Here is a 21,086-nt window from a genome sequence, read left to right as displayed (position 1 = left end):
GAGGCGTCATCCATCCCCTGCCGACGTGCTCCTTCCCGACCCGGCAGGTCGAGAAGGACCCCTGGGGTGCCGGGGGCCTGCCTACTGCTTCGGCGTGTACCAGCTGAATTCGAGGATGGAGTCGTTGTAGTCGCTGTCGTCGCCGTTCTCGGCCACGATCAACAGCACGTTGTAGGTGCCGAGCTCGTACGGGCCGCCGCTGTTGAGCTTGCTCGGGCTGAAGGAGCCGCTGGGGCTGAACTCGAAGGTGGCACCGAGCCGGCTGGCGCCGGTGAAGGTCGCCTGGCCGATGACGGTGTTCGCTTCGCCGCTGCCGGTGAACAGGTGGTTCACCGTGCCGTCCTGGCTGGTGAGCGCCACCTTTTGGGGGAGGCGCGAGTTGGTCTTCGCCGTGACGGTGATCTGCGCGTCGGCCGGGAGGTTGATCTCGGCCTTGTTGCCGTTGACGAGGACGTAGGCGTCGGCCACAGGGGCTCCTTGGATATCGACGGGATACCGGGACGGATCGTCACGCCGGGTCCCGCCTGACTGTCAGGGATTGAGGCGTCCGGGAAGGCCGCACACTGGCGTGCCCATGCCCGCCAGATGCTCAACACCCCGCACGCTACTGATCACCGCACCGGGCCCACCGAGCTCCCGACCACCCTCACTCGAACGAGTGAACCACTGCCGTTCACGGAGTGTCCGACGGCCAAGGAGACCTCGGCAAGCGGTAACCAACAGACCCACGGGTGGCATCGTGCCACGGCCGATCCTTCATCAGCGGCTGCACGGTGCAGGCCCCCGCAACCGGCGAGCACACCTTCACCACCCCGCACGGGCCGGCAGCAGCACCGACGGCCGTCTCCTTCACTACCTGCGGGTCCAGATGAGGACGGCCGCCAGGTGGAGGGTGGCCCGGTAGGCGAGGGCGAGCTTGTCGGTGCGCAATGCCAGACCGCGCCACTGCTTGAGGCGGGCTATGCACCGCTCGACCGTGTTGCGGTCCTTGTACGCGTCCGGGTCGAAGCCGGGCGGCCTGCCGCCGTGCGACCCGCGGCGTTGGCGGTGACGGACCTGGTCCGCCGGCTGCGGGATGACGGCCCGGATCTGACGGGCGCTCAGGTAGGTGCGGATCGCGCGGGAGGAGTAGGCACGGTCTGCGAGCACCACCTCGGGGCGGGTCCGCGGCCGACCCACACCGGTGCGCGGGACACGGATCGCGGCCATCACGTCGTGAACACCGGCGCGTCACCGGCCTGCCCCGCAGTCACGACCACCGACAGCGGACGGGCATGACCGTCGCTTGCCAGGTGGACCTTCGTACTCAAGCCACCGCGTGAGCGCCCCAAGGCGTGGTCGTCGGGCTCCGGCCTCCCAGGTACCTGCACCCTCCGGGCGCCAGCGGCGTGCTGGTGGGCCCGGCAGACGGTGGAGTCCACCGACACCGTCCACCCCACCTCGCCACCAGCGTCGGCCGCCGCCAGCACAGCAGCCAGGATCCGCTCCCACGTGCCGTCCACCGCCCACCGCAGCAGGCGCTTGTGCGCGGTCCGGAACGACCCCAACTCCGCGGGCAGGTCCCGCCACGGCGCCCCTTGTCCGCGTACTGGTCGGAGTGCTCAGCCAGGTACGGATGAACGTGCTCAGCTCGACGTTCGGTATCGCGGAGGCTCGGAGGATTTCGGGAGGCCACGGAGTGCGACAATCTGGCCGTGTCTGAGGAGTTGTCGCGCTGGTATCGAGGCCGCCTGGTCGTGGGGCCGTTCGCGCCGTTCGGGGTCGGTGAAGTTGAACGTCTCGAACGGGAGGTCGGGCTTCCACTGCCGTCTTCCTATCGCTCGTTCCTGGAGGCGGCGGGTGGTGAGAGCCTCACGTACTCGGTCCGGCTGCCGGCTTGCGAGCCGGAGCCGCTCCAGAGTTTCGACGACCTCTTTCGGCTCGGCCGTGACAACGATGGTGAATACGGCTGGGGCACCCTGCTGGGCGAATACCGCCGCAGCCGTGATGGGGGGCTCGCCCATGAGGTCTCACTGGCCGGCCTTCTCCCGATCGCCCGCAACGGCGGAAGCGACACCCTGTTTCTGGACCTGAACCCGGCGGCCCACGGCCAGCTCCATGCCTTCGTGCATGGCATTCCTCACCCGGGATACCTGTCGAAGGGGGTCTTCACTAAAGTTGCTGACGACTTCGACGCCTACCTCGACGGCCTCGTTGTCGATCCGGACATCGCTGAAGAAACCTGGGTCGATGTCGTCGACAGTGACTCCACCGATCCTTGGCGACGGACCGTCGAGGAGTGGCTGGACAGGGAACTGCCGGGCTGGCGTGCTGAGCCGTGGGCAGCGGCCTGAGTTCCCGAGCGAGGTGATCAATCAAGCGACGTTGGTGTCGCGCTCGATGGCGGCGATCCGGTTCTTCAGCCGGTAGCTCGGACCGTTGATGGAAACGACGTCGCAGTGGTGCAAGAGCCGGTCGAGGATGGCCGTGGCGAGGACTTCGTCACCGAACACCTGCCCCCACTCGCTGAAGGTTTTGTTCGAGGTCAGGATGATCGAGCCCTTTTCATAGCGCTTTGAGATCACCTGGAACACCAGGTTTGCCTCAGCCCGTTCCAGCGGTTGATAGCCCACTTCGTCGACGACGAGGACCCCTGGGCGGAGGTAGGTGCGGAGCTTGCTGTTCAGGCGTCCGGCTGCCTCGGCGACCTTGAGCTGGCGAACCATGTCGTCGAGGGTGGTGAAATAGACGGAAAAACCGGCCCGGCAGGCGGCGACCGAGAGAGCAACCGCGATGTGGGTTTTGCCGACCCCGGGCGGCCCCAGCAGGGCCGCATTGGCCTTGGCCTCGACGAAGGCGAGGGTCGCCAGGTCTTTGATCTTCCGGGGATCGAGCTCGGGCTGGAAGGCGAAGTCGTACTCGTCGAGCGTCTTGTGGTGCGGCAGCTTGGACAGCCGCAGGCCCTGCCGGAAGCGCCGGTCGTCACGAATGGCGAGTTCCTCGGCCAGGACCAGGTCGAGAAAGTCGAGGTAACCCATCTTGGCCTCGTCTGCCCGGCCGGCGTACTGGTTCAGGCTCTCAGCCAGGTGGGGCAGGCCGAGCTTGGCGGCTGTGCTGCGGATTCGGGTGCTGACCAGCTCGCTCAACTGGGCTCCTCCGGTGTGGGGGGGGGTGGTGAAGGGACGGGTCCCGGTCAGTTCGTCATAGACCGACAGAGGTCTGCGGCCGACCTCGACGCGGACGGCCGCGGCCCGGTTCAGGAGAGCCGTCAGCGAGTCGGACATCTCCTTGCCGAGGGCGTTCTGACGAGGCTGAGAAGGCACATCGCCGGTCGTGGTCCGTCGGTTCCGGCCATCGGGAAGACCGTCCCAGTGCTTCTCGTCGACGACGTAGGCTCCGCGGCCGACGGCCCTTGGGTGGATCGACAGCAGGGTTTCGCCGTTGGCGTCCGGGACGGTGGAGTGCAGCGTGATCTGTGACTTCGTGGCCCTGACTTCCACCAGCTGACGTGGGCGGACCTTGCGGGCCGGGACCGAGTAGAGGTTCGCGTCGAAGGCGACCAGGCAGTCCTTGCCGACGTAGCGGAGGTGTCGCTGGGTAATGACATAGGGCGTCGCTGGCAGCGGTCTCAGGGCCATGTGGTCGCGGATCGCGCGGTGCCCGATGACCTCGCCGTGGGTGCCATGGGACTTCGCCCGGCGCAACGGAACCCAGGCGTTGAAAGCGGAGTCGAGTTCCTCGATGGAGGAAAAGGACCGTCCGGCCAGGACGTGGTCGCGGACGATCAGGACTTGCCGCTCGACCCGGCCTTTCCCGGTGGGCCGGTAGGCGGCCAGGACGTCGATGTCGAAGTTCGTAGTGCCCGGCGAACCCGACCGCTTCCGGGTGCAGGGGAACGGCCTCGCCCGGTGCGACGTGGCGTCGGACGACGGTCTTGGTGCGGTCGTAGACGATCGACATCGGCACCCCGCCGAAGTGAGCGAACGCCTGCCGGTGGCAGTCGAAGAAGGTGGCCAAGTCCTGGCTGTTCGTGAAGCAGCAGAACGGGTCCCGCGAGTAGGACAAGGTCATGTGGAACGAGTAGACCTTCGGGATGCCGACATGGGCGAGGATCTGCCCTTCGTCGCCCCAGTCGACCTGGGCCTGTGCTCCGGGCACGACCTCGAACCTGCGGTGCAGGCCGGCCAGCTCGCTGGGGCTGATGCCCAGTTGCTCAGCGATGCGAGGGCGGGCTTCCTGCATGTAGAGCTTGACCCGCTGGTATGTGCCGGTGAAGCCGTACTCGGCCACCAGCCGCTCGTGAACGACGGCCCCTTTGATCAGAATCTCGGACCGCAGCATCGCGTCGATCAGCGGCGCGACCTCGTCCACCTTCCGCTGACGGCCATGTCCGGGAGCAGCCCGACGAGGCGGGGCCACGGGGCTTTCAGAGGACAGGTACTTACGGACCGTGCGGCGGTTGAGCCCGGTCTCCTTCGCGATCTCCGACAGGCTCATCGCCCCGGACTCGAACAGCCCGCGGAAGCGTCGAAGCTCGATCCATCTTTGCGGGTCCAAGACCACGGTCAGCCGCCCTCCGCCACCCCTTCACAAGCCGGCAGCAGACTGCCCACGATCAGTCCTCGGTACGTCAGCAATTGGGCACGTTCACCCGTACGTGACTGGGCACGTTCACGCGTACGCCGACACCCCTGTCCGGTACTTCCACGCGATGGCCTCAAGCGTCCGGCGATGGTCAGCCCACCGACGCCCACGCACTGGATCCGATGGCATCAACGGACCTATCCGCACCCACATCGTATCCGTGATCACCAACCGAACAGCCATGCCTGATCAACAGCTCAACACACCAAGGAGACACGCTCTAGCTCTAGGGATACCGCCACGTTGTCAGTGGGGCGTCGTAGCGTGGCCGACATGAACGACATGAAGCTGATGCAAGTCAACCCTGGGCAGGTCCAGACCGGAGACGTCGTGCTCGGGTGGCTCGATGGGCCGTACTTCGAGGGGGAGCCGAAGGCCATCGGCCCCGGACTCCTCGTTGAGGCGGGCGGCTTCTACTCGATCCCTATCGGCAATGAACTGTCGTTCACCATGCCGACCGACGCAGTGGTAATCGTCGGTCGGGTGGCAGGCGAGCGACACGTGATGACCCTCAGGGAATAGCTGCCGGGATCGGGGTGACGGGAGATCTAGGGAGCATCGAGACCGCAGTCTGGGATGGCGCAATGCGAATCCAGCAGCCATCCACCACGTGAGCCCGGCGGCAGCGGCCGATCTGGACGCAGTGGTCTTCGACTTGAGCGACCTCGTATGCATAGGCGGCTGGAAGGCTTTCTGGAAATAACCCTCCGTTCGAGAGCGTTACCGCTCGGCAACCATGAGCGCGGAGGTGGCTGGACCTGAAACTGTTCGACACGACAAGCGGCGTGACCGAGGTCACGCCGTGGCTGGCTGAGGCTGAGGCCGATGTGCAGGCGCTTGTCGAGAGCGCGATGGAGCCCATGCTCGGGGTCCGCTTCCTGGCCACCGAGTACAGCACCGGCCCCGTCCATGGTGGGCGCATCGACTCGCTCGGGCTCGACGAGAACGGCTCGCCCGTTATCGTCGAGTACAAGCGGGCGACTGACCCCGGCGTGCTGTCGCAGGGTCTGTTCTACGTGGCTTGGCTGATGGACCACCGGGAGGAGGTCGAGGCCCTGGTCCGCGAGCGGCTCGGACCGGCGGCAGCCGCTGGCGTCCTGTGGAGCACGCCCCGGCTGATCTGCGTGGCCGGCGGCTTCACGCGCTACGACCTGCACGCGGTGCGCGAGCACCGGCGGTCCATCGACCTCGTGCGCTACACCATGCTCGGCGAGCACCACATCGCGCTGGAGACGGTCGCGTCGGTCGCTGCCCAGGGCGGCGGGACGCGGCGCCAGAGCCTGCGCGGCGGACGGGGCACGTCACCCCGCCGGCGGACCGACGCCATGGCGGAGCTCGCGGCCGTGGTCGACGAGACGCTGCTCGGGCTGGGCGAGGGCGTGACGAAGGTCGAGCGCAAGCAGTACGACGCCTACCAGCGGCTGCGGAACTTCGCCTGCGTCACCGGACGGCAGGACAAGCTGCTGGTGTACCTCAAGGTCGCGCCGGCCACGGTGGAACTCGTGCCGGGCTTCACCCGGGACGTAACCGGGCTGGGCCATCACGGCACGGGCGACCTGGAGGTCCAGCTGCGCTCCGAGAAGGACGTGGAGCGGGCACTGGAGCTGTTCCGGCTGTCGTACGCCGCGGCGTAGCGCCTGGCGGGGCAGGGATCTCGGTGGCGAGGTGCCTTTCGACGGAGGGGCGGGGGAGTGGCGGTGGTGTCGTCCATCCTCCGCGGAATCCCCGGTTTCGGAAACCGGGGATCCTCGCCTATATTGCGCCCCCGCCGAGGCCGGACGGGGTCACCAGCCGGAAGGCTTGGTGGGCCCCAGGGCGCGCGTGACGGTGATCTCGATGACGACCCGGTTGGGGTTCACGCGCGGGGTCTTGTACCGCTCGGTGTAGCGGCGCTCGGCGTCGGCGACGACGGCGGGGTCGTCCTTGATGACGGCGGTGCCTTCGAGGGTGGACCAGCGCCGGCCTTCGGCCTGGCTGACGTTGACGCGGGCTTCGCCCCCGGAGGCCAGGGCGGCGCGGACGTTGTGGACCTTCTTGTTGCCGCCGTCGGTGATGACGCGGGCGATCCGTGTCTCAGGGTCGTAGGTGACGCCGACCGGGGTCGTGTGAGGCGAGCCGTCGGGCCGGAGGGTGGTCAGGAAGCAGGTCCGGCGTTCCTGCCAGAACAGGTCCCCGTCGGTGGGCAGGGGGTCGGTGTCCAACAGTCGGTCTCCTCGGTGCGATGGCTCGGACGCCGGGACGGCGCCGTGCAGGTCGCTTCGACCGTAACGCGGAGCTATCCGCGTCAGAGGGGCAGGTGCTGCGGCCGAGCGAGGTCAGGGGAGGAATCGAAGGCAGCTTCGAGATGAGCGAGGGGCGCGAGGCCGGGACACACCTCGGCCTACTGGTCCCGATCCTCAGCCGAGGACGGCTTCCGGTGCCGGCCGCGTCCCTTGCCCATGGCAGGCCGGTCCCACTCGGCGGGCTTCTCCTGCACGGGCGGCGGCGGATACAACAGGGCTTTCGCTGCGGCCAAGTCCTCGACGACCCCGACGACCATCCACTCGGTGCCGGTCCACTCCTCGATCGCTCTCGGGGCGTCGGGGGCCACGTGGGCCCCACGATGAGGGCCGTCACCGAGCGGCACCGCGCGCCGCCTGCCCTTCGAGGCGGCCTGGCGTGCATCGCGCCGGCGAGCCCACTCCTCCAGCGGTTCGTCATCCTGCATCAGGGCATCGTGGCCGAGTCGCGGTCCGGGCCGCCACCCGTTCACCCGAGTGGATGAATGAACGGAGACCCCCAGGGCGGGTAGCAGCACACGGGCTGCTGTGACGCAGTCTTGGGGAATATCAGGGACCTCTAGGCTGTGGTCATGAGCAGCCGTATCCCGCGAGGGCGCGCGGGCAGGAAGGGCCAGCAGCACCGGGCGACTCCCGGTGACCTGCGGTCGTATGACGTGACCCCAGCCTCCGAGGTGACCGTGACCCGTGCGGACGGCACGGTCGAGGTCCAGCCTGCAAAGCCGGCGAAGAAGGAGACCCCGCAGCAGCGCCGGCGCGGTCCGGCAGTGTGCGCGATGTGCGGCGGCAAGATCACCGGCAAGGTATGGGTCAGCCGGGAGCAGGGGCCAAGCCGCGGGAAGCCGGTCCATGAGGAGTGCGAGAAGAAGGCGGCGGCCTTCACGACGAAGCGCCGGGCCGCGAAGCAGCAGACCACACAGCAGAAGCAGGACGGCGCGCTGTCCCTGAAAGAGGAGAACCGGCGGCTGCTCGCCGCGCAGGATCGAATCCGTGAACTGCGGCGTGCCCGCAGCCAGCCGAAAGCGGAGCCCGACGGGACGTGACGCCCGGTTCAGGGAGACCTCTCCGTCGCAGTGGAGCGGCTTCCACCCGGCCAGCATCGGGTGGAGCGCCCAAGCCCACAGCAGGGGGCCATGAAGCCGGTCGGATAAGACCGTCCCTCGTCAGCCGTTCCCTAGGAACTCTCGTACTCCGTGGAGCCGGGTGCTCAGCTGTCGCTGAGTGGCACGGCTGTCGAGGCGTACGTCGAGGGCGCCGGGCAGGTTGCTGTCCGCTCGGCGGCCGGTGGGGAGAAGGGCGGGGTCTAGAGCGTGTCTCCTTGAAGTTTCCCGTTTGGCGCTGCGTGCGGTGTCTGTGGACCCGTATGTTGCTTGATCGGCGGGCGGACTGCACGCAGTTCGAGCCCGAGCGTTGCGTTTGGTGACGCAGGTGCCTCGGGCACGTCCGGCTGCCGGACCGCCTCCCGCCCGGCGTAGGCCGGGCGGGCCCCGACGGCTACGACGGTCCACCGGGCACTGGTCACGCGCCTTGGGCGGCGGTCCGGTGGCGGTCAGATGCCGGTTTTGGTGGTGATCCAGGTCCGGTAGGCGCCGGTGTTGGTGTACACCGACGGCAGATTTCCGCTGCAGGTGACGCCGCCCCAGCTGACGACGCCGATGAGGCGGCCGTTCTGGGCGAGCGGGCCGCCGCTGTCGCCCGCGCAGGCGGAGATGCCGGAGCCCTTGTCGTAGGTGCAGACGTGGGTGAGGTTGATGTTCTGGCCGGGCCAGCGCAGTTGGCACTCGCCCACGGTCAGGACGGTGACGGTGGCCTGCTGGAGGGTGTTGGACGCGGTGCCGCCGCCGGTGGTGTGCCCCCAGCCGGTCACCGTGGCGGTGCCGCCGAGCAGGTCGGGGAGCAGCGGCAGGGCGATCGGCTGGATCTGCGGGGTGTAGGTGATGGGGGTGGCGAGCTGGAGTACGGCGATGTCGTTGGGGGCGCCGTTGGCGTTGCCGTTGTAGTTCTCGTGCCGGATCGCGGTCAGCACCTGGTGGGTGGTGCCGGCAGGGTTGAGGGTGTTCGCCCCGGCGACGACCCGCATAGGCTCCCCGGTGAGGCAGTGGGCGGCGGTCAGCACCCACTGCTGGCCGATGATCGACCCGCCGCAGCCCGGATACCAGCCGTTCCTGCTCTGCATCTGCAGCGACACCACGTACGGGTAGGCGCCGGCCGGGGCGTCCGTCCCGCCGACCACCGCGGCCGCCGGCGCCGCTGTGGTGCCGAGCAGCCCCGCTGCCGTCAGCGCCGCCCCGAGCATCGACCCCAGGACCCGCCGCAGCCTGTCCCGCCCTCGCACCATCTCCCCGCCCTTTCCCGTGCGGCCCCCCGTGCGGGGTGCGACCGTCCAGGAGCCTTCCGGCCGCAGGCCCGGACCCGCAAGCAGCGAACCGGCCGTTCCCGATCAACGGGGGGATCGGCCGGTTCGCCGTCTGATGGCCCATCGGGTCAGGAGCCGATGACGATGCTCAGGCGGAAGATCTCCAGGACGGAGGTCCCGAAGGTCAGCAGGGCGACCGATCCGAGCAGGGTGCGCGTCCTCATCACAACGGGGTGATGACGGGCCCGAGGGCGTTGATCAGGTCGATGATCATCTGTGTCAGGCTCACGGAGCCCTCCTTCATGGTGCGGATGTGGGTGCAGGTGTGGGCGGGTGCGCGCAGGAGCAGGGTGGTTGCGCGGCCTGTTGCTGTTCTTCGAGGTGGCGCAGGCGGCGGGAGAGTTCCTGGACGGCGGCGATCAGGACGCCGTTGGCGTCGACGACGTCGATGGTGGTCTCGCGCCGGCCGTAGCCGAAGGCGGCCCGCCAGTCCTGGGCCATGGGGCCGATGTGGAGGGTGTCGGGGTCCCAGTCGTAGCGCCATTCGCTGATGGGCAGTTCGTCCAGGAGGGCGAGGATCTGGGTGCGGGTGAGGGGCTGATCCCGTTCGGTCCGAGGTGGCCGGGGCCGCAGGAACGTCGAGGTCATCCCCTGGATCAGGGCGGCGAGGCGCACGGCTCTTCCGGTCCGTCGGGGTGGCGGGGTCAGGAGATCGGCTTGATGTCGTGCTTCACGTCACGGTTGCTGGTGAGCAGCGGCACGACGATCGGCTCCAGGGTGGTGACGACCTTCAGGATGTCGTTCAGCCAGTTCACGGGGACTCCACGGTGCGGGAAGGGCCTTGGTCGCCGGTCATTCCACCAGCTCGGCCCGCCGAGCCGCAGGCGAAGATCGAAAATGACCGCAGCCCGCCGCGCTTGATCATGACCGCGAGGGCGAGCGGCCCCGCCCGCTGTCGGCCCGCAGCCCTCCCCGGGCGGAGCAGGGCCGGGGTTCCTTCACCGACCCGTGTCCGTTTAAGAAGCTTTCCGTGCCCTTTAAGGATTTGTCTTATCTATGGGATCATTTGTTCGCCCGGCTGCTCGGGCCCCTTGTCCCTACCCCCGAGGAGTCGTCCCGTGTCCGCACAACCGTCCCCCGTCCCGGCCGGGCGCCGGCTGACCTGGCCGTGGTTCCTGGCCGTGGTGGTCGTCTACCTGGCGATCATCCAGGGGCTCGGCACTCTCATCGGCGTCGATCGGGCCGACGGCGACAGCCAGTTCCCCACCACCGAATCGATCGTCCGCAACGGCGTGATCCCCATCGGCCTGTCGGTGCTGTTCGGCGCGGCAGTGGTGACCTGGCTCGGCTGGTGGGGCAGCGTCCTCCACTACCGCGTGCCGGTGCGCCGCTGGGTGCGGTTCGTCCCGATCTCGATGCTGGTGGTCGCGGTCTTGGCGGTGAACTACCCCAACCTCGCCGACCAGCCGCTCTCCCTGGTGCTCGCCCTGATCGCCATGACCGCGCTGGTCGGCATTGGCGAGGAGCTGATGTTCCGCGGCATCGGTGTCCAGGTCTTCAAGCGCGCCGGCCTCAGCGAGGGCAAGGTCGCCCTGTGGTCCTCGGTGGTGTTCGGCCTCGTCCACGTCAGCAACGCGTTCGGCGAAGGCGGCGCGGCCGTCTTCCAGGCCGTGATCGTCTCCACGTCCGGCTACTTCTTCTACCTCTGCCTGCGCGTCGGTGGAGTGCTCCTGCTGCCGATGCTCGTGCACGGCCTGTGGGACTTCAGCCTGGTCTCCAACGGGGTCGGCGCCGACCCCAAGGCGTACCCCGGCATGATCCTGCCGATCATCCTCCAGGTCGTCCTGATCGTCGTCCTGATCGTCAAGCGCCGCACCGTCGAACCCCCCGCCCACGCCGAAGCCGGCACCCAGCCCGCCCCCGCCGACCACCGCGCCTCCGGCCGCTGACAGCGACCGCCCCCATGCGCCGGCGGCCGGAAACGGTCCATCCCGTTCCCGCCCGCCGGCATGCCGGTCCTGCCTGCGCCGGCTCGCCCACCCGGCCCGGCGCGACGGGTGACACCAGCCGGACCGGTGGATCAGGCCCAGTAGAAGTGGAAGGTGTCGCTTCGCACCCCACAGCCGGGCGCGTTGCACTTGCTGGAGACCATGGGGCACTCCACTTTCGTCTTCCGGCTCCGCACATGATCGCCCGGACGCGCTCCCGTCACCGACGGGTCCAGATCAGGACTGCCGCCACGTGGAGTGCGGCCCGGTAGGCGAGGGCGAGCTTGTCGGTGCGCAGGGCCAGGCCGCGCCACTGCTTGAGGCGGGCGATGCACCGTTCGACCGTGTTGCGGTCCTTGTACGCCTCCGGGTCGAAGCCGGGCGGCCTGCCGCCGTGCGACCCGCGTCCCAGCCGGTGACGGATCTGGTCCGCAGGCTGCGGGATGACGGCCCGGATCCGACGGGCGCTCAGGTGTGAGCGGATCGCGCGGGAGGAGTAAGCGCGGTCGGCGAGCACCACGTCCGGGCGGGTCCGCGGCCGCCCAGGCCCGGTGCGCGGAACGCGGATCGCGGCCATCACGGCGGTGAACGCCGGCGCGTCGCCGGCCTGCCCCGCCGTGACGACAACGGCGAGGGGGCGGGCACTGCCGTCGGCGGCCAGGTGGACCTTCGTGCTCAGGCCGCCACGCGATCGCCCCAAGGCATGGTCGTCGGGCTCCGGCCTCCCGGGAACCAGTGCCTTCCTGGCACCGGCGGCGTGCTGGTGGGCCCGGCAGACGGTGGAGTCCACCGACACCGCCCAACCCACCTCACCACCGGCATCGGCCGCCGCCAGCACAGTGGCGAGGATCCGCTCCCACGTCCCGTCCACCGCCCACCGCAGCAGGCGCTTGTGTGCGGTCCGGAACGACCCCAACTCCACCGGAAGGTCCCGCCACGGCGCCCCTGTCCGGTACTTCCACGCGATGGCCTCCAGCGTCCGACGGTGATCAGCCCACCGACGCCCACGCACCGGATCGGCCGGCATCAACGGACCTATCCGTGCCCACATCGCATCACTGATCACCAACCGGGCCGACACATCCGATCAACAGCTCAACCCACCAAGGAGACACGCTCTAGGCCGTCTCGGCGGGCGACGAGGACGCCGAGGGTGAAGCGGCTGACGGCGTCGGGGCCGGCCAGGTGGAAGACGCCGGTCGCGTCGCTCAGCGCAAGCTCCCACAAGGCCGCCGCCAGATCGGCGACATGGACAGGGCAGCGGATGTCGTCCGTGAACAGGACGCCTTCCCGCGTGCCGGCGGTGAGTTCGTGGACGATGCGTTCGTGTGCGGATCCGCCGTCGCCGATGATCAGCGAAGTGCGGGCGACGGCCGCGTCGGGGTGGAAGAGACGTACGGCCGTCTCGGCGGCGGCCTTTGCGGCCCCGTATGGGGTGACGGGGTCGGGGAGGGCGGTCTCGGCGTAGTGGATGTCAGCACCGGAGAAGATCGCGTCGCTGGACACGTGCACCAGGCGGATTCCCCTGCTCGCCGTCGCCATGGTGAGGCGGAGCGAGCCGTCGGCGGTGACCGCCCAGTCGGCGTCGCCGCTGGATGCGTTGATCACCGCGGTAGGGGTCACGGCGTCGAGGACTTCGTCGAGGCGACGCGCATCGCGCAGGTCTAGCTGGTGCCAGGCGGCGCTGGCCGGGTCACCGGGGTGGGAGTTGAACGTCGCGGCTGTGGCCTGGCCCGCAGCGTGGGCCTGTCGCACCAGCTCGGTTCCGAGGAACCCGCTGGCGCCGATGATCAGCACCGTCATGCCGCCACACCGTACTGCAGGACGCCCCCTGGGCACCTGCCGGTCACAGTCCCTATTGAAATCCCAATAGGCAACGCGAGCGGAAGTCGGCTGCGTTCTGGCACGTGCATACGCGTCGAGTGCACGCGCCAGGAATTTCTTTTCCAGGCGTATCCAGAAGGTCGCATGGAGGGTTCGAGAACGGCTATTGTAGGGGCCCTGTCGCCCCGCTCCTCGTGGGGGGGCTGGTTCGTGCTCCGCACGGGTGGCTCGGTATGCCGAGCCACCTGCCCGGGGCACGCAATCGGCGTGCCTCTCGCAGGAAGGTGGACCCATGTGTGGTTCAGCAGGGCGAGAGCCTGAACGCCCATCAGGAGGTAGCCCCCTGAAGGGGCTTCAGAGGGTAGAAGTCATCTGCGCCATCATGGCGTCGGTGATGTCTGCTGTGGCCAGCGCCGTGACGCTGCTGGCCTTCCTCAGGGCCTGACGCCGCCCGGGACCGGGTGGAGACCGGTCCCGGACGGCCGTCCGGGAGGGGTCGGCGTGGATGTTCTCGTCCGCGTCGGCCCCAAACTTTTGCGGCTGCGAGATTACTAATCTGCGCTGCGGGCAACATTGCTAATCTCCCGCCGCGTAAAGTTGACTTCGTAGTCTGCGCCTTTAATTTAGCGCCGACAGTGTGACCCTAATAACTTGACGCGTAATTAGTGGGTGCGTCAAGTCATAATCACCCTCCCAATCTAGCTAGCACGCTCCCTGAAAGCTAGTTCGCCGGACAGGGCCCGCCGGGTTGGAACCGCATCTGTGCAGGTCAGAGTCGGTTGGCAAGCGCTGAGCGTCGGCGGCGGTCGGGCCGGGGACTGGATTACCGGCCGCGGGCGCGCTGGGCGGGCACGGCTGCGGGAAGCCTGCGGGCGGGAGCCGGGAGCGGCCTCGGGGTCGGCCGTGTGGGTGACGGAAACAGGTCGGCGGCGGTCTGAGCCAGCTCGGCCAGGAGGGTGTGGGGAACGCCGGCGGAGAGGCGGATGGTCCACGCCGCCCGGTCGAGGTCCTCTCCGCCGTACATCGTCCATCGGTCCGCCGTGGCGTGCGGGGTGGACTCGAAGACGATGGTCCGGTCCGGCGCCGTCCAAGTGGTGCGGGCGGGGTGGCTCGCTGGCCGCCAGGCGGCGCCATGGAGGACGTCGTCCGGGTGGTCCGCAGTGCTGAGCGGCGGGGCGTCGAGGTACTGGAGGATCGTGTGGATGACGGGGACGGGGGTGCCGGCGGTGACGGTGGCGTGCCAGAGGCGCTCGCCGACGGGGCCGTCGTACTCTGCGATGGTCCAGGCGACGTCAGTGCGGTGGCGTGCTTCGTGGTCGAACTCCACTCGTACGGTGAGGGATTCGTGGGAGGCGATGGTCGTCTCGTCGAAGGGGCGGTACTTCTCCCACTGCCGGTCCTCGTCGAAGAGGGCGGCGAGGAACGCTTCGTGCTCGCCGGGCTCAGCGACCGGCGGTTCGACTGCGGGCGCGGGCGTCTCCTCGGCGGCGGACGAAGGATGGCCCGCGAGGAACTGGCGGACGGCCTGCTCCCGGCTGGTGAGCGGGGCAGGGCCGGGGCGGACTGCGACGGAGTAGAGGCGGTGGAACTCGGCCACGGCCTCCGCTTCGGTGCCGAAGGCGATGTCGGTCTCCTGGCGGAGGTGGTCCTCGCCGTGGAGGTGCACGTGCCGCCGGACGCCTTCTTTGTAGGAGCCGACGGCCACGATGGTATGCCCGTCGTGAGCGTGCAGGTGGATGACCAGGCGGCCTTCGGCGATGTCGTCGTGGATGCGCTGGGCCGCGGCGCCGACCTCGCGGATCTCCTCGCGGGTGCACCAGGGCATGGGGTAGTTCGCCCAGGTCCACTCGGTGTCGATCTCCTCCTGGAGGGCGAGGTCGATCTCGGTGGTGAAGCCGTACCGCCGGAGCTGCTCGGCGGCCTGGGCGGTGTAGTGGGGCTCTTCGCAGTCGATGCGGGCCAGCACCATCGTGGCCGGGCTGGTGCTGCGCCATCCGAGGTCGTGCAGGTGGGAGCGGGCGGCGTCGGCCGTGGGGCCCGTCGTGGTGGCGATGACGGCGGGATGGTGATCGGGGTGCAGGGCGAAGTGGACGTGGGCGTTGGCGGGGGCGTACGGCATCGGGGCCTTTCGGGGTCAGGGGGTCCGGCCGGCGGCGACGGGACGTGCCGGCGGCGAGACGGCGGGGGCGCGGCGGGCCGCGGGGCCGGCGCGTGCGGCTCGCGCCGGCGGGGGGAGGGAGCGCCCGGTGGCGTGCTGCCAGCGGGTGCGGATGGCGCCGATGTCGGCGAGGGCCCGGCGAGCACCGGCGACGAGCTGGAAAGGTGTGGTCATCGGGTCGTCGGAGTACGCCTGGATGCGCCGGCCGGCCTGGTCGGCGGCGGCCAGGAGCGAGCGCGTGAGGGCACGCTGGCCCCAGTGCCCGACGGACCCGGCGGGCTCGGCGAGGAGACGGAGTACGCCGCTCGGCTCACCTCCGTCGTGCAGCAGGCCGCGCTGCTGGGCCTCCCACAGGACGGTGACGGGGTCGACGGGCTCGTGCCGCCGGGCGAGGGCGGTGAGGCACTGCCACAGGCCGGCGTGCAGGGGGTGGGTGAAGTCCTCGGCGAGGAGCCACCGGACGGACTCGATGTCGGCGGGGCGGGCGGTGGCGGTGGCGAGCAGGAGCTGCTCCTCCTCCACCGCTTCGGTGGGGTCGGCCGCGGCGTCCGGTGGGGGTACCGGGGTGCGGGGCAGGATGCCGGCGCGGGGCGGGAAGCGTGTAGCGATGTCGTCCACGACGGCGGCGAGCGCGTCGGCCTCGGCGAGCACTGCCTGGACGGGCTCCGGCAGGGAAGCGTCGTGGACCGTTTGGACGAGGAGGCCGGTGGCGTCCCGGAGGCGGCGGCGGGCGTGCTCAGCCTCGACCATCCGCGCGTAGGCCGCCGCGTGCCGGGGCCAGGGACAGACCTGGATGAGGGTGTGCAGGTAGGAGGCGCTCAGACCGCGTGCCTCCTCCCGGGCCGCGGCGAGCACCTGGGTGAGCCACGCGGTGGTCTTCCTGTGTTCGTTGGGATCGGGCGGCGGCAGGGTGCTGATCGCGGCGAACAAACTGGCGTGCGCGGCGGTGCTCCAGGAGTCGGCGGAGATGCCGGTCACGTCGCCGACGAGGCGTGGGTCGAAGAGGAGCGCGCCGAGGAGGGCTTGCTCGGCGTGGAACACCGGGTGCGACGTCGGGATCGTGCCGAGGTCGTCCTCGTCGGGACCGGGGAGGTGGGACATCAGGCGGCCAGGGTGAAGTCGTCGGTGGTGAGGGTGCGGTCGAGGTGCGGGGCGAGGATGTGCGCCGCCAGTCTCGGGGGGACGGCGTTGCCGATCTGGGAGAACTGCTGGCCTTTGTTCCCGGCCCACGGATAGTCGGCGGGGAAGGTCTGCAGCAGGCCCGCCTCGGCGGCGGTGATCCTGATCGGCGCCGGAGTCGGCGCGTCATCGTTCCCGGCGGGGGTGGCGATCCAGGTGCACTCGTTGGCGCGGTGCCCGAAGAACAGCGTCCCGGCCGGCTCGGAGACCGTCCGGATCGTGGCGTTGGTCTGGTTGTTGCTGCGCAGGGACCACGTCCAGTGGCTGGCCCTGCCGGTGCAGGTGGGGGCCGGTCCGGTGGCGGGGTTGTCGACGCGGGCATCGTGGCGGGCGATCCGCCCCGCTTCGCGGGTCTGGGGCTTGAGGGCGACGTCCTCGACGGCCGGGGGAGCCGTCCAGGTTCCGCGCGCCCGGGCATCGGACAGCGTCTTGCGGGCTCCGGAAGGGAAGGGCTCGGGGCCGCCGCCGGGCCCGCCGCCGGCGCAGACGGTCGGGACGGGCCGGTCGGTCGCCCCCCAGCCCAGCGCCTCGGCCATCGACACCCAGCGGGTGCGGCCCAGTCCGAAGAGGCCCTCCGGCTCGGCGACCTGGGCGTGGGTCGGCGTCGGGGGTTCGGCGGTACGGACACGGGAGGCGACGAGGATCGCCCGCCGCCGGGTCTGCGGGACCCCGTAGTCCGCGGAGTTGAGGATGCCGCACCACACGGAGAAGCCCCAGGACCTCAGGATCTGCGCGTACTGCTTCCACAGCGGCAGCACGTCGGGCACCTCCTCCATCGCCACCCACTCCGGCTCGCCCACGGCGGTCAGGGCGTAGAGGTAGCGCATCGGCTCGGCCGCGAGCAGGGAGCGTTCGTCCCGGCAGGCGGCCAGGAGCTTGGAGCGGGTGTCGCGTCCAGCGGCGAGGTCGGCGACCGCCTGGTGCACGACGTCCTGGTCGAGCAGCCCGAGTCGCTTGCCCGCCCTGGACCTTCTCTGCACTTCACTCGATCGTGGTTCGTCAGGGGCGCTAGATCTCTCGGGGACGGGGGCGAGGGATGCCAAGATCGGTGGTGGTTCTCTTGGTGAGGCGGGCAACTTCGGCCTTCTTGGAGCGAAGGAAGACCAGGGTCGAGTCGATACCTTCGATCTCGCCGAGCCAGTGCTCTTCCTGTGCCCGTTTGCGGCGAAGGAGCAGGTCTTTTTCAATCTCTGAGAGGCGGGACAACATCTTGGGATTTACCTGAAGCATCGGGCAACGGATGCACGCGTGCTCGTGGTTACAAGGTGTTCCGTAGGGGCGGGCGCAATTTCCGAGTTCGACCTTGCGCTTGTCGAAGTGCTCCTCGAAGTCGGCCCATTCCTCGGGCGTTACCTCGGTGTATTCGATATCGGGGCGGAGCGAGCGGCGGTGGGTAAGGAAACGCTGGTAGTTGGCGACGACATCTTCGGCAAATACCGCGACATATCCTTGGAGGGTGCGCAGATCCAAATGCCCAAGCAGAGCGGCACCGATATGGACAGGAAGACCGCCGTTGACGAGTTCGGTCGCGAACAGCCTACGGAAGTCGTGCGGTGTGAACGTTGTGTCTGCGAACACGCGATTAGTCTCGGCCAGCTCCTTGCAACTGCGAGCGAACATATGCAGGAAGGTGGTGGAAGCGATCACCATTCTTTGAGTTCCGGCCTGCCGCTGCATGAGGTATGGCATGGGTTCTGACCAGGTCTTCTCATGGTGATCGTAGCGGTTGAGCAGTCGGACGGGCCGGCCGGCCGGGGTGAGACGACGGATGACTTGCGCGATGGCGTGGAAGAGGTCTGCAGACATCGGGATTACCCGTTCGCGTTCGCTCTTTGACGGCGCGATGACGAGAAGAGCAATGACCTCTCCATTAGGTCGCTGATATTGGCGAATACTCAGGTGGGTAAGTTCACAGAGTTCCTCGATGCGGATACCGCTGTGCCGCAAGATCTCCAGCCCGGCCCACTCCCAGAAAGCAGTTTCCTCGGTCGATGTGATGTTGTGGATCACTCCGTCCTCATCGATGACTCGGACGGGGGGTTCCTCGCCGTTCTTGGCCCAGATCTGGTCCTGGGAACTGTTAGTGCGCCGGTAGTGGTGTCCCTTGTGAACGAACGCCTCACCGAGCTGGACCGCTTGAGCGGATTGGAGCAGGGCTGAGAGGTGATCATGTCGGCCTTCGACGTGGGCGACAAGAAGAGGCAAGAGCGGCTGACGCGCCCTGACACGGTTGGCCATGCGCTGATTGATCTCACGCTTTCGTTTGGCGAACCCCTTGAGATCCCTGGTGCTGATCGGACAGGGTGCAACCCACTGCGCCCAGCGTTCGGGCTCGTTGATGGCCCAGCTGTGCAGGTCGAGATAGAGGGCTCGGACAGCCAGCAGGATTGGTGAGTCGTCGATGCGTTTGCGATTCTGGTCTCGGTCCCACACCTTGATTGCTTCACGCCACTGGTCGTAGACCTGTGGGCTCAGAACCAGATCTTGCTGACCGGGGTTGATCTTCTCGATTTTTGCCCAGAAAGTAAAGACCAGGTGCCGGGAGAGCGCGGAGATGGTCGTGTAGTCGGTTGAGGCCCTGCGGCGTGTGAGGTATTCGATCAGCAATTTGCGGACCCCCTGGTGCTCGATGGGATAGCGGTCCACTAGTTGCTCGATAGTGAGCTGTCCGCGGTAGACGTAGGTACGCAGAGTGGGCGGGGTGCCCGGCGGAAAATGTCCCATCTGGTGCAGCACCTGCCAGGCCCCATGTGCTGCGAAGCGTGTGTTTTTGAGCTTGTTTCCGTAGGTAAGACCCAGTCGTTTGGCCTCCATCGCGTAGTGCAGCAGTGCGGGCGGTGTGAGGTCCTTCAAGGCGATGCCTTGCGTGGTCAGTGCTACCGCGACGTCGAACTTCGCCCGATATCGATGGTTGTGGCTGAAGTCTCGGCGGTCGACAGCAGAGAAGAACTCATCGAGGTAGGGATCGGCCTGGAACTCACGGAAGCGGTCTGCGTAGTTGACGATCCTGTTCGCGCGAAATCCTGACAGTGAAGGGCGAATGATCCGTAGGATGAATGCCATCTTCAGACCCGCCGTCAAGTCGGCGCTTTCGTTGCGATTTCCCTCGCGGGCAAGCAAGCGGACCGGTTCGGCTCCCTCGCGGTCGAAACTGGAGTTCGTCCATTTTTCCTGCCACGTGGTTCCTGCCATCTGCTCCAGGGACGCGAAGATCAGCTCAACCGAACGGCGCCGGCGGGCGGCGTTGGGCTGGCCCTTTGTTTCCCGGTCAATGATCCTTACGATCTCGCTCACTGGCGCTCTGGACAGGTCACCGAAAGGCCCGGGCGGGATACTCGGAATCGGTGCGGGAGCAGCTTTCAGTTCTGCGTTGGCGAAACGGGTAATCGGGCTCTGGACGAATCCTTCGTCGTGATGCTCGATGCGACGGTTGCGCGCAGTGAAGGTCTGTGTGTCAGCCACCGAACACCGCCTTGAAGTCAGCCGGGTCGTAGCCGGGTGCGATGCTGAGAGGCGTTCGAGGGCGTTCATAGTGGGCCTGGAGCGCGTTGAAGAGATGCTCGACGTGGGCGTGCAAATAGCGGCTGGTAGTTGCGAGGTCAGCATGGCGGAGAATGGTACGGACCTCGACCAGTGTGAGATTAGGGTCGTTCGCCATTCTTTCCGCTGCCGTATGCCGTAGATCGTGCAGGCTCCAGTTCGTCTTCAATTGCTCATTAGCGCGCTGGATGACACGCCGCATGGCCCAGTAGGTGAGTGGCTTGTCAGGGCCCCGGCGGGTGCGGAAAACCGGTTCGTGGGGTGCTGGCATATCCATCGCGTCGAGATAGGCAGCAAGGATCGTCAAGGCCTGGGGGCTGGCAGGGATGGGCTCACGCAGCCTGCTTCCCTTAGACGTGACGTGGATGAGCATGTCCGACCAGTTGATGTCGGCTGGAGTCAAGCCGAGCAATTCTGAGGCGCGGGCACCACTGGTGACGTAGAGCAGCACTGCTGCCCGGTCACGGTTGTGATTCAGTGTGTTGAAGAACTCGTCCCACATGGCGTCCGGGATCGCCCGCGGTTGTGTGGACGGGACACGCTGGCGCAGCCGGGACCGTCGGAATACCGGCATTTCCTCTCTCGGATTCCGATGAGCCAGAGCCTGGCGGCGTGCCTCTGAGAAGGGCACCGGGTTCACCAGCGGGCCGTGCCCCAGGTCGCGCTGGAGGTCGTAGAAACCGGAGACGACGGTCAGGGCGTGATTGATCGTGGAAGGCGCGTAGCCGGCCTTGAGATACCTCTTCCCGGTGCGGGGATTGACCGACCCGGGCTCAGGCGAATCCGCTCGTGTGCGGCGACGCTGCGGATTGGGTGCCGAGCGCAGCCATCCCACCATCACCGCCACCTCTCCTTCCGTAGCCTTTTCCCAGGCCACATCCAGCAGCCACAGAAACCGGAACCATCGCAGCAGGTCGTTGGCGTAACTGCGACTAGTACTAGGGCTGTTGTCGCTCAGCGCCAGATCTCTTAGGTACATCGTCACGGGCTCCATCGGTGCACCTTCCGGACCCATGACCGTGTAGGGCGGATGTTGGGTCCTCAGCTCGACGACGGAACCGACACGGGGCAGAGCGGCTCGCCCTTCCATCAGTTCGTTACGTAGATACGACATTTCACAACGCTCCTCGGGTGGTCGG

The 21,086-nt window shown here is 68.1% G+C and carries 18 protein-coding genes and 4 pseudogenes; 5 read left to right on the top strand and 17 right to left on the bottom strand.

Annotated features, from left to right (window positions below; translation table 11 throughout):
* Nucleotides 1-81: 81 nt before the first annotated feature.
* Entirely contained in the window at nt 82-468 is a 387-nt protein-coding gene (locus tag AB0G79_RS11460; protein WP_360803868.1) for a fucose-binding lectin II, read from the bottom strand.
* Nucleotides 469-852: 384 nt separating this feature from the next.
* Nucleotides 853-1,574 (bottom strand): annotated as a pseudogene (locus tag AB0G79_RS11455) (IS5 family transposase); the annotation flags it as partial.
* Between the two features lie 120 nt (nt 1,575-1,694).
* On the opposite strand from AB0G79_RS11455, the gene AB0G79_RS11450 reads away from it, so the two are divergent.
* The gene (locus AB0G79_RS11450) at nt 1,695-2,333 is read left to right on the top strand and encodes an SMI1/KNR4 family protein (protein ID WP_360803865.1); all 639 of its coding nucleotides are present in this window, start codon (nt 1,695-1,697) and stop codon (nt 2,331-2,333) included.
* A 21-nt stretch (nt 2,334-2,354) separates the two neighbouring features.
* On the opposite strand, the gene istB is transcribed toward AB0G79_RS11450, so the two are convergent.
* The 3 genes and pseudogenes from istB to AB0G79_RS11435 all read right to left on the bottom strand — a co-directional run.
* Nucleotides 2,355-3,125: an IS21-like element helper ATPase IstB gene (gene istB / locus AB0G79_RS11445; RefSeq protein WP_360804299.1), complete on the bottom strand. Its 771-nt coding sequence runs from the start codon at nt 3,123-3,125 to the stop codon at nt 2,355-2,357.
* Between the two features lie 21 nt (nt 3,126-3,146).
* A pseudogene (gene istA, locus AB0G79_RS11440) lies at nt 3,147-4,542 on the bottom strand (IS21 family transposase); the annotation flags it as partial.
* A 129-nt stretch (nt 4,543-4,671) separates the two neighbouring features.
* Nucleotides 4,672-4,806: pseudogene (locus AB0G79_RS11435) on the bottom strand (IS5/IS1182 family transposase); the annotation flags it as partial.
* A 90-nt stretch (nt 4,807-4,896) separates the two neighbouring features.
* Here AB0G79_RS11435 and AB0G79_RS11430 point away from each other — a divergent pair.
* Together AB0G79_RS11430 and AB0G79_RS11425 are read left to right on the top strand one after the other, a co-directional pair.
* On the top strand, nt 4,897-5,145 hold the full coding sequence (locus AB0G79_RS11430; RefSeq protein ID WP_360803862.1) for a hypothetical protein: 249 nt from the start codon (nt 4,897-4,899) through the stop codon (nt 5,143-5,145).
* A gap of 263 nt (nt 5,146-5,408) precedes the next feature.
* Nucleotides 5,409-6,257, top strand: coding sequence for a DUF5655 domain-containing protein (locus AB0G79_RS11425; RefSeq protein WP_360803859.1), 849 nt, complete (start codon nt 5,409-5,411; stop codon nt 6,255-6,257).
* 150 nt (nt 6,258-6,407) lie between these two features.
* Here the strand turns inward: AB0G79_RS11425 and AB0G79_RS11420 are convergent, their stop codons facing one another.
* Complete coding sequence (locus AB0G79_RS11420) at nt 6,408-6,824, bottom strand: TIGR03618 family F420-dependent PPOX class oxidoreductase (protein WP_360803856.1); 417 nt, start codon at nt 6,822-6,824, stop codon at nt 6,408-6,410.
* A gap of 179 nt (nt 6,825-7,003) precedes the next feature.
* The gene (locus tag AB0G79_RS11415) at nt 7,004-7,330 is read right to left on the bottom strand and encodes a DUF6087 family protein (protein WP_360803853.1); all 327 of its coding nucleotides are present in this window, start codon (nt 7,328-7,330) and stop codon (nt 7,004-7,006) included.
* Between the two features lie 144 nt (nt 7,331-7,474).
* On the opposite strand from AB0G79_RS11415, the gene AB0G79_RS11410 reads away from it, so the two are divergent.
* Nucleotides 7,475-7,945, top strand: a complete 471-nt coding sequence (locus tag AB0G79_RS11410; protein WP_360803850.1) for a hypothetical protein — start codon at nt 7,475-7,477, stop codon at nt 7,943-7,945.
* A gap of 120 nt (nt 7,946-8,065) precedes the next feature.
* Here the strand turns inward: AB0G79_RS11410 and AB0G79_RS11405 are convergent.
* From AB0G79_RS11405 to AB0G79_RS11395, 3 genes and pseudogenes are all read right to left on the bottom strand, one after another.
* A pseudogene (locus AB0G79_RS11405) lies at nt 8,066-8,224 on the bottom strand (dTDP-4-dehydrorhamnose reductase); the annotation flags it as partial.
* A gap of 227 nt (nt 8,225-8,451) precedes the next feature.
* Nucleotides 8,452-9,240: a serine protease gene (locus AB0G79_RS11400; RefSeq protein WP_360803847.1), complete on the bottom strand. Its 789-nt coding sequence runs from the start codon at nt 9,238-9,240 to the stop codon at nt 8,452-8,454.
* A 318-nt stretch (nt 9,241-9,558) separates the two neighbouring features.
* Nucleotides 9,559-9,933: a tail fiber domain-containing protein gene (locus AB0G79_RS11395; RefSeq protein ID WP_360803844.1), complete on the bottom strand. Its 375-nt coding sequence runs from the start codon at nt 9,931-9,933 to the stop codon at nt 9,559-9,561.
* Between the two features lie 443 nt (nt 9,934-10,376).
* Here AB0G79_RS11395 and AB0G79_RS11390 point away from each other — a divergent pair, with 443 nt between their 5' ends.
* Nucleotides 10,377-11,207 carry a type II CAAX endopeptidase family protein gene (locus AB0G79_RS11390; RefSeq protein ID WP_360803841.1) on the top strand — a complete coding sequence of 277 codons (831 nt, stop codon included), beginning with the start codon at nt 10,377-10,379 and terminating at the stop codon, nt 11,205-11,207.
* 259 nt (nt 11,208-11,466) lie between these two features.
* On the opposite strand, the gene AB0G79_RS11385 is transcribed toward AB0G79_RS11390, so the two are convergent.
* From AB0G79_RS11385 to AB0G79_RS11355, 7 genes are all read right to left on the bottom strand, one after another.
* Nucleotides 11,467-12,297 carry an IS5 family transposase gene (locus AB0G79_RS11385; RefSeq protein WP_360804296.1) on the bottom strand — a complete coding sequence of 277 codons (831 nt, stop codon included), beginning with the start codon at nt 12,295-12,297 and terminating at the stop codon, nt 11,467-11,469.
* 44 nt (nt 12,298-12,341) lie between these two features.
* Nucleotides 12,342-13,049 carry a sugar nucleotide-binding protein gene (locus AB0G79_RS11380; RefSeq protein WP_360803838.1) on the bottom strand — a complete coding sequence of 236 codons (708 nt, stop codon included), beginning with the start codon at nt 13,047-13,049 and terminating at the stop codon, nt 12,342-12,344.
* A gap of 844 nt (nt 13,050-13,893) precedes the next feature.
* Nucleotides 13,894-15,189, bottom strand: a complete 1,296-nt coding sequence (locus tag AB0G79_RS11375; protein ID WP_360803835.1) for a DUF317 domain-containing protein — start codon at nt 15,187-15,189, stop codon at nt 13,894-13,896.
* A gap of 15 nt (nt 15,190-15,204) precedes the next feature.
* Nucleotides 15,205-16,329: a DnaB-like helicase N-terminal domain-containing protein gene (locus AB0G79_RS11370; protein WP_360803832.1), complete on the bottom strand. Its 1,125-nt coding sequence runs from the start codon at nt 16,327-16,329 to the stop codon at nt 15,205-15,207.
* Nucleotides 16,329-17,387: a DNA cytosine methyltransferase gene (locus AB0G79_RS11365; RefSeq protein ID WP_360803829.1), complete on the bottom strand. Its 1,059-nt coding sequence runs from the start codon at nt 17,385-17,387 to the stop codon at nt 16,329-16,331. The genes AB0G79_RS11370 and AB0G79_RS11365 overlap by 1 nt, the downstream gene beginning before the upstream one ends.
* Before the next feature lie 28 nt (nt 17,388-17,415).
* A complete protein-coding gene (locus tag AB0G79_RS11360) occupies nt 17,416-19,869 on the bottom strand; it encodes a tyrosine-type recombinase/integrase (protein WP_360803826.1) in 2,454 nt (817 codons plus the stop codon).
* Nucleotides 19,862-21,061 (bottom strand): site-specific integrase, encoded by a 1,200-nt coding sequence (locus AB0G79_RS11355; protein WP_360803823.1) that lies wholly within the window; start codon nt 21,059-21,061, stop codon nt 19,862-19,864. The genes AB0G79_RS11360 and AB0G79_RS11355 overlap by 8 nt, the downstream gene beginning before the upstream one ends.
* Nucleotides 21,062-21,086 lie beyond the last annotated feature (25 nt).

This window comes from Streptomyces sp. NPDC020807 (genome assembly GCF_040641575.1).
GTDB lineage: Bacteria > Actinomycetota > Actinomycetes > Streptomycetales > Streptomycetaceae > Streptomyces.
Note: the sequence above shows the minus strand (reverse complement) of the source record. Positions and strands in the feature narration are given on the sequence as shown.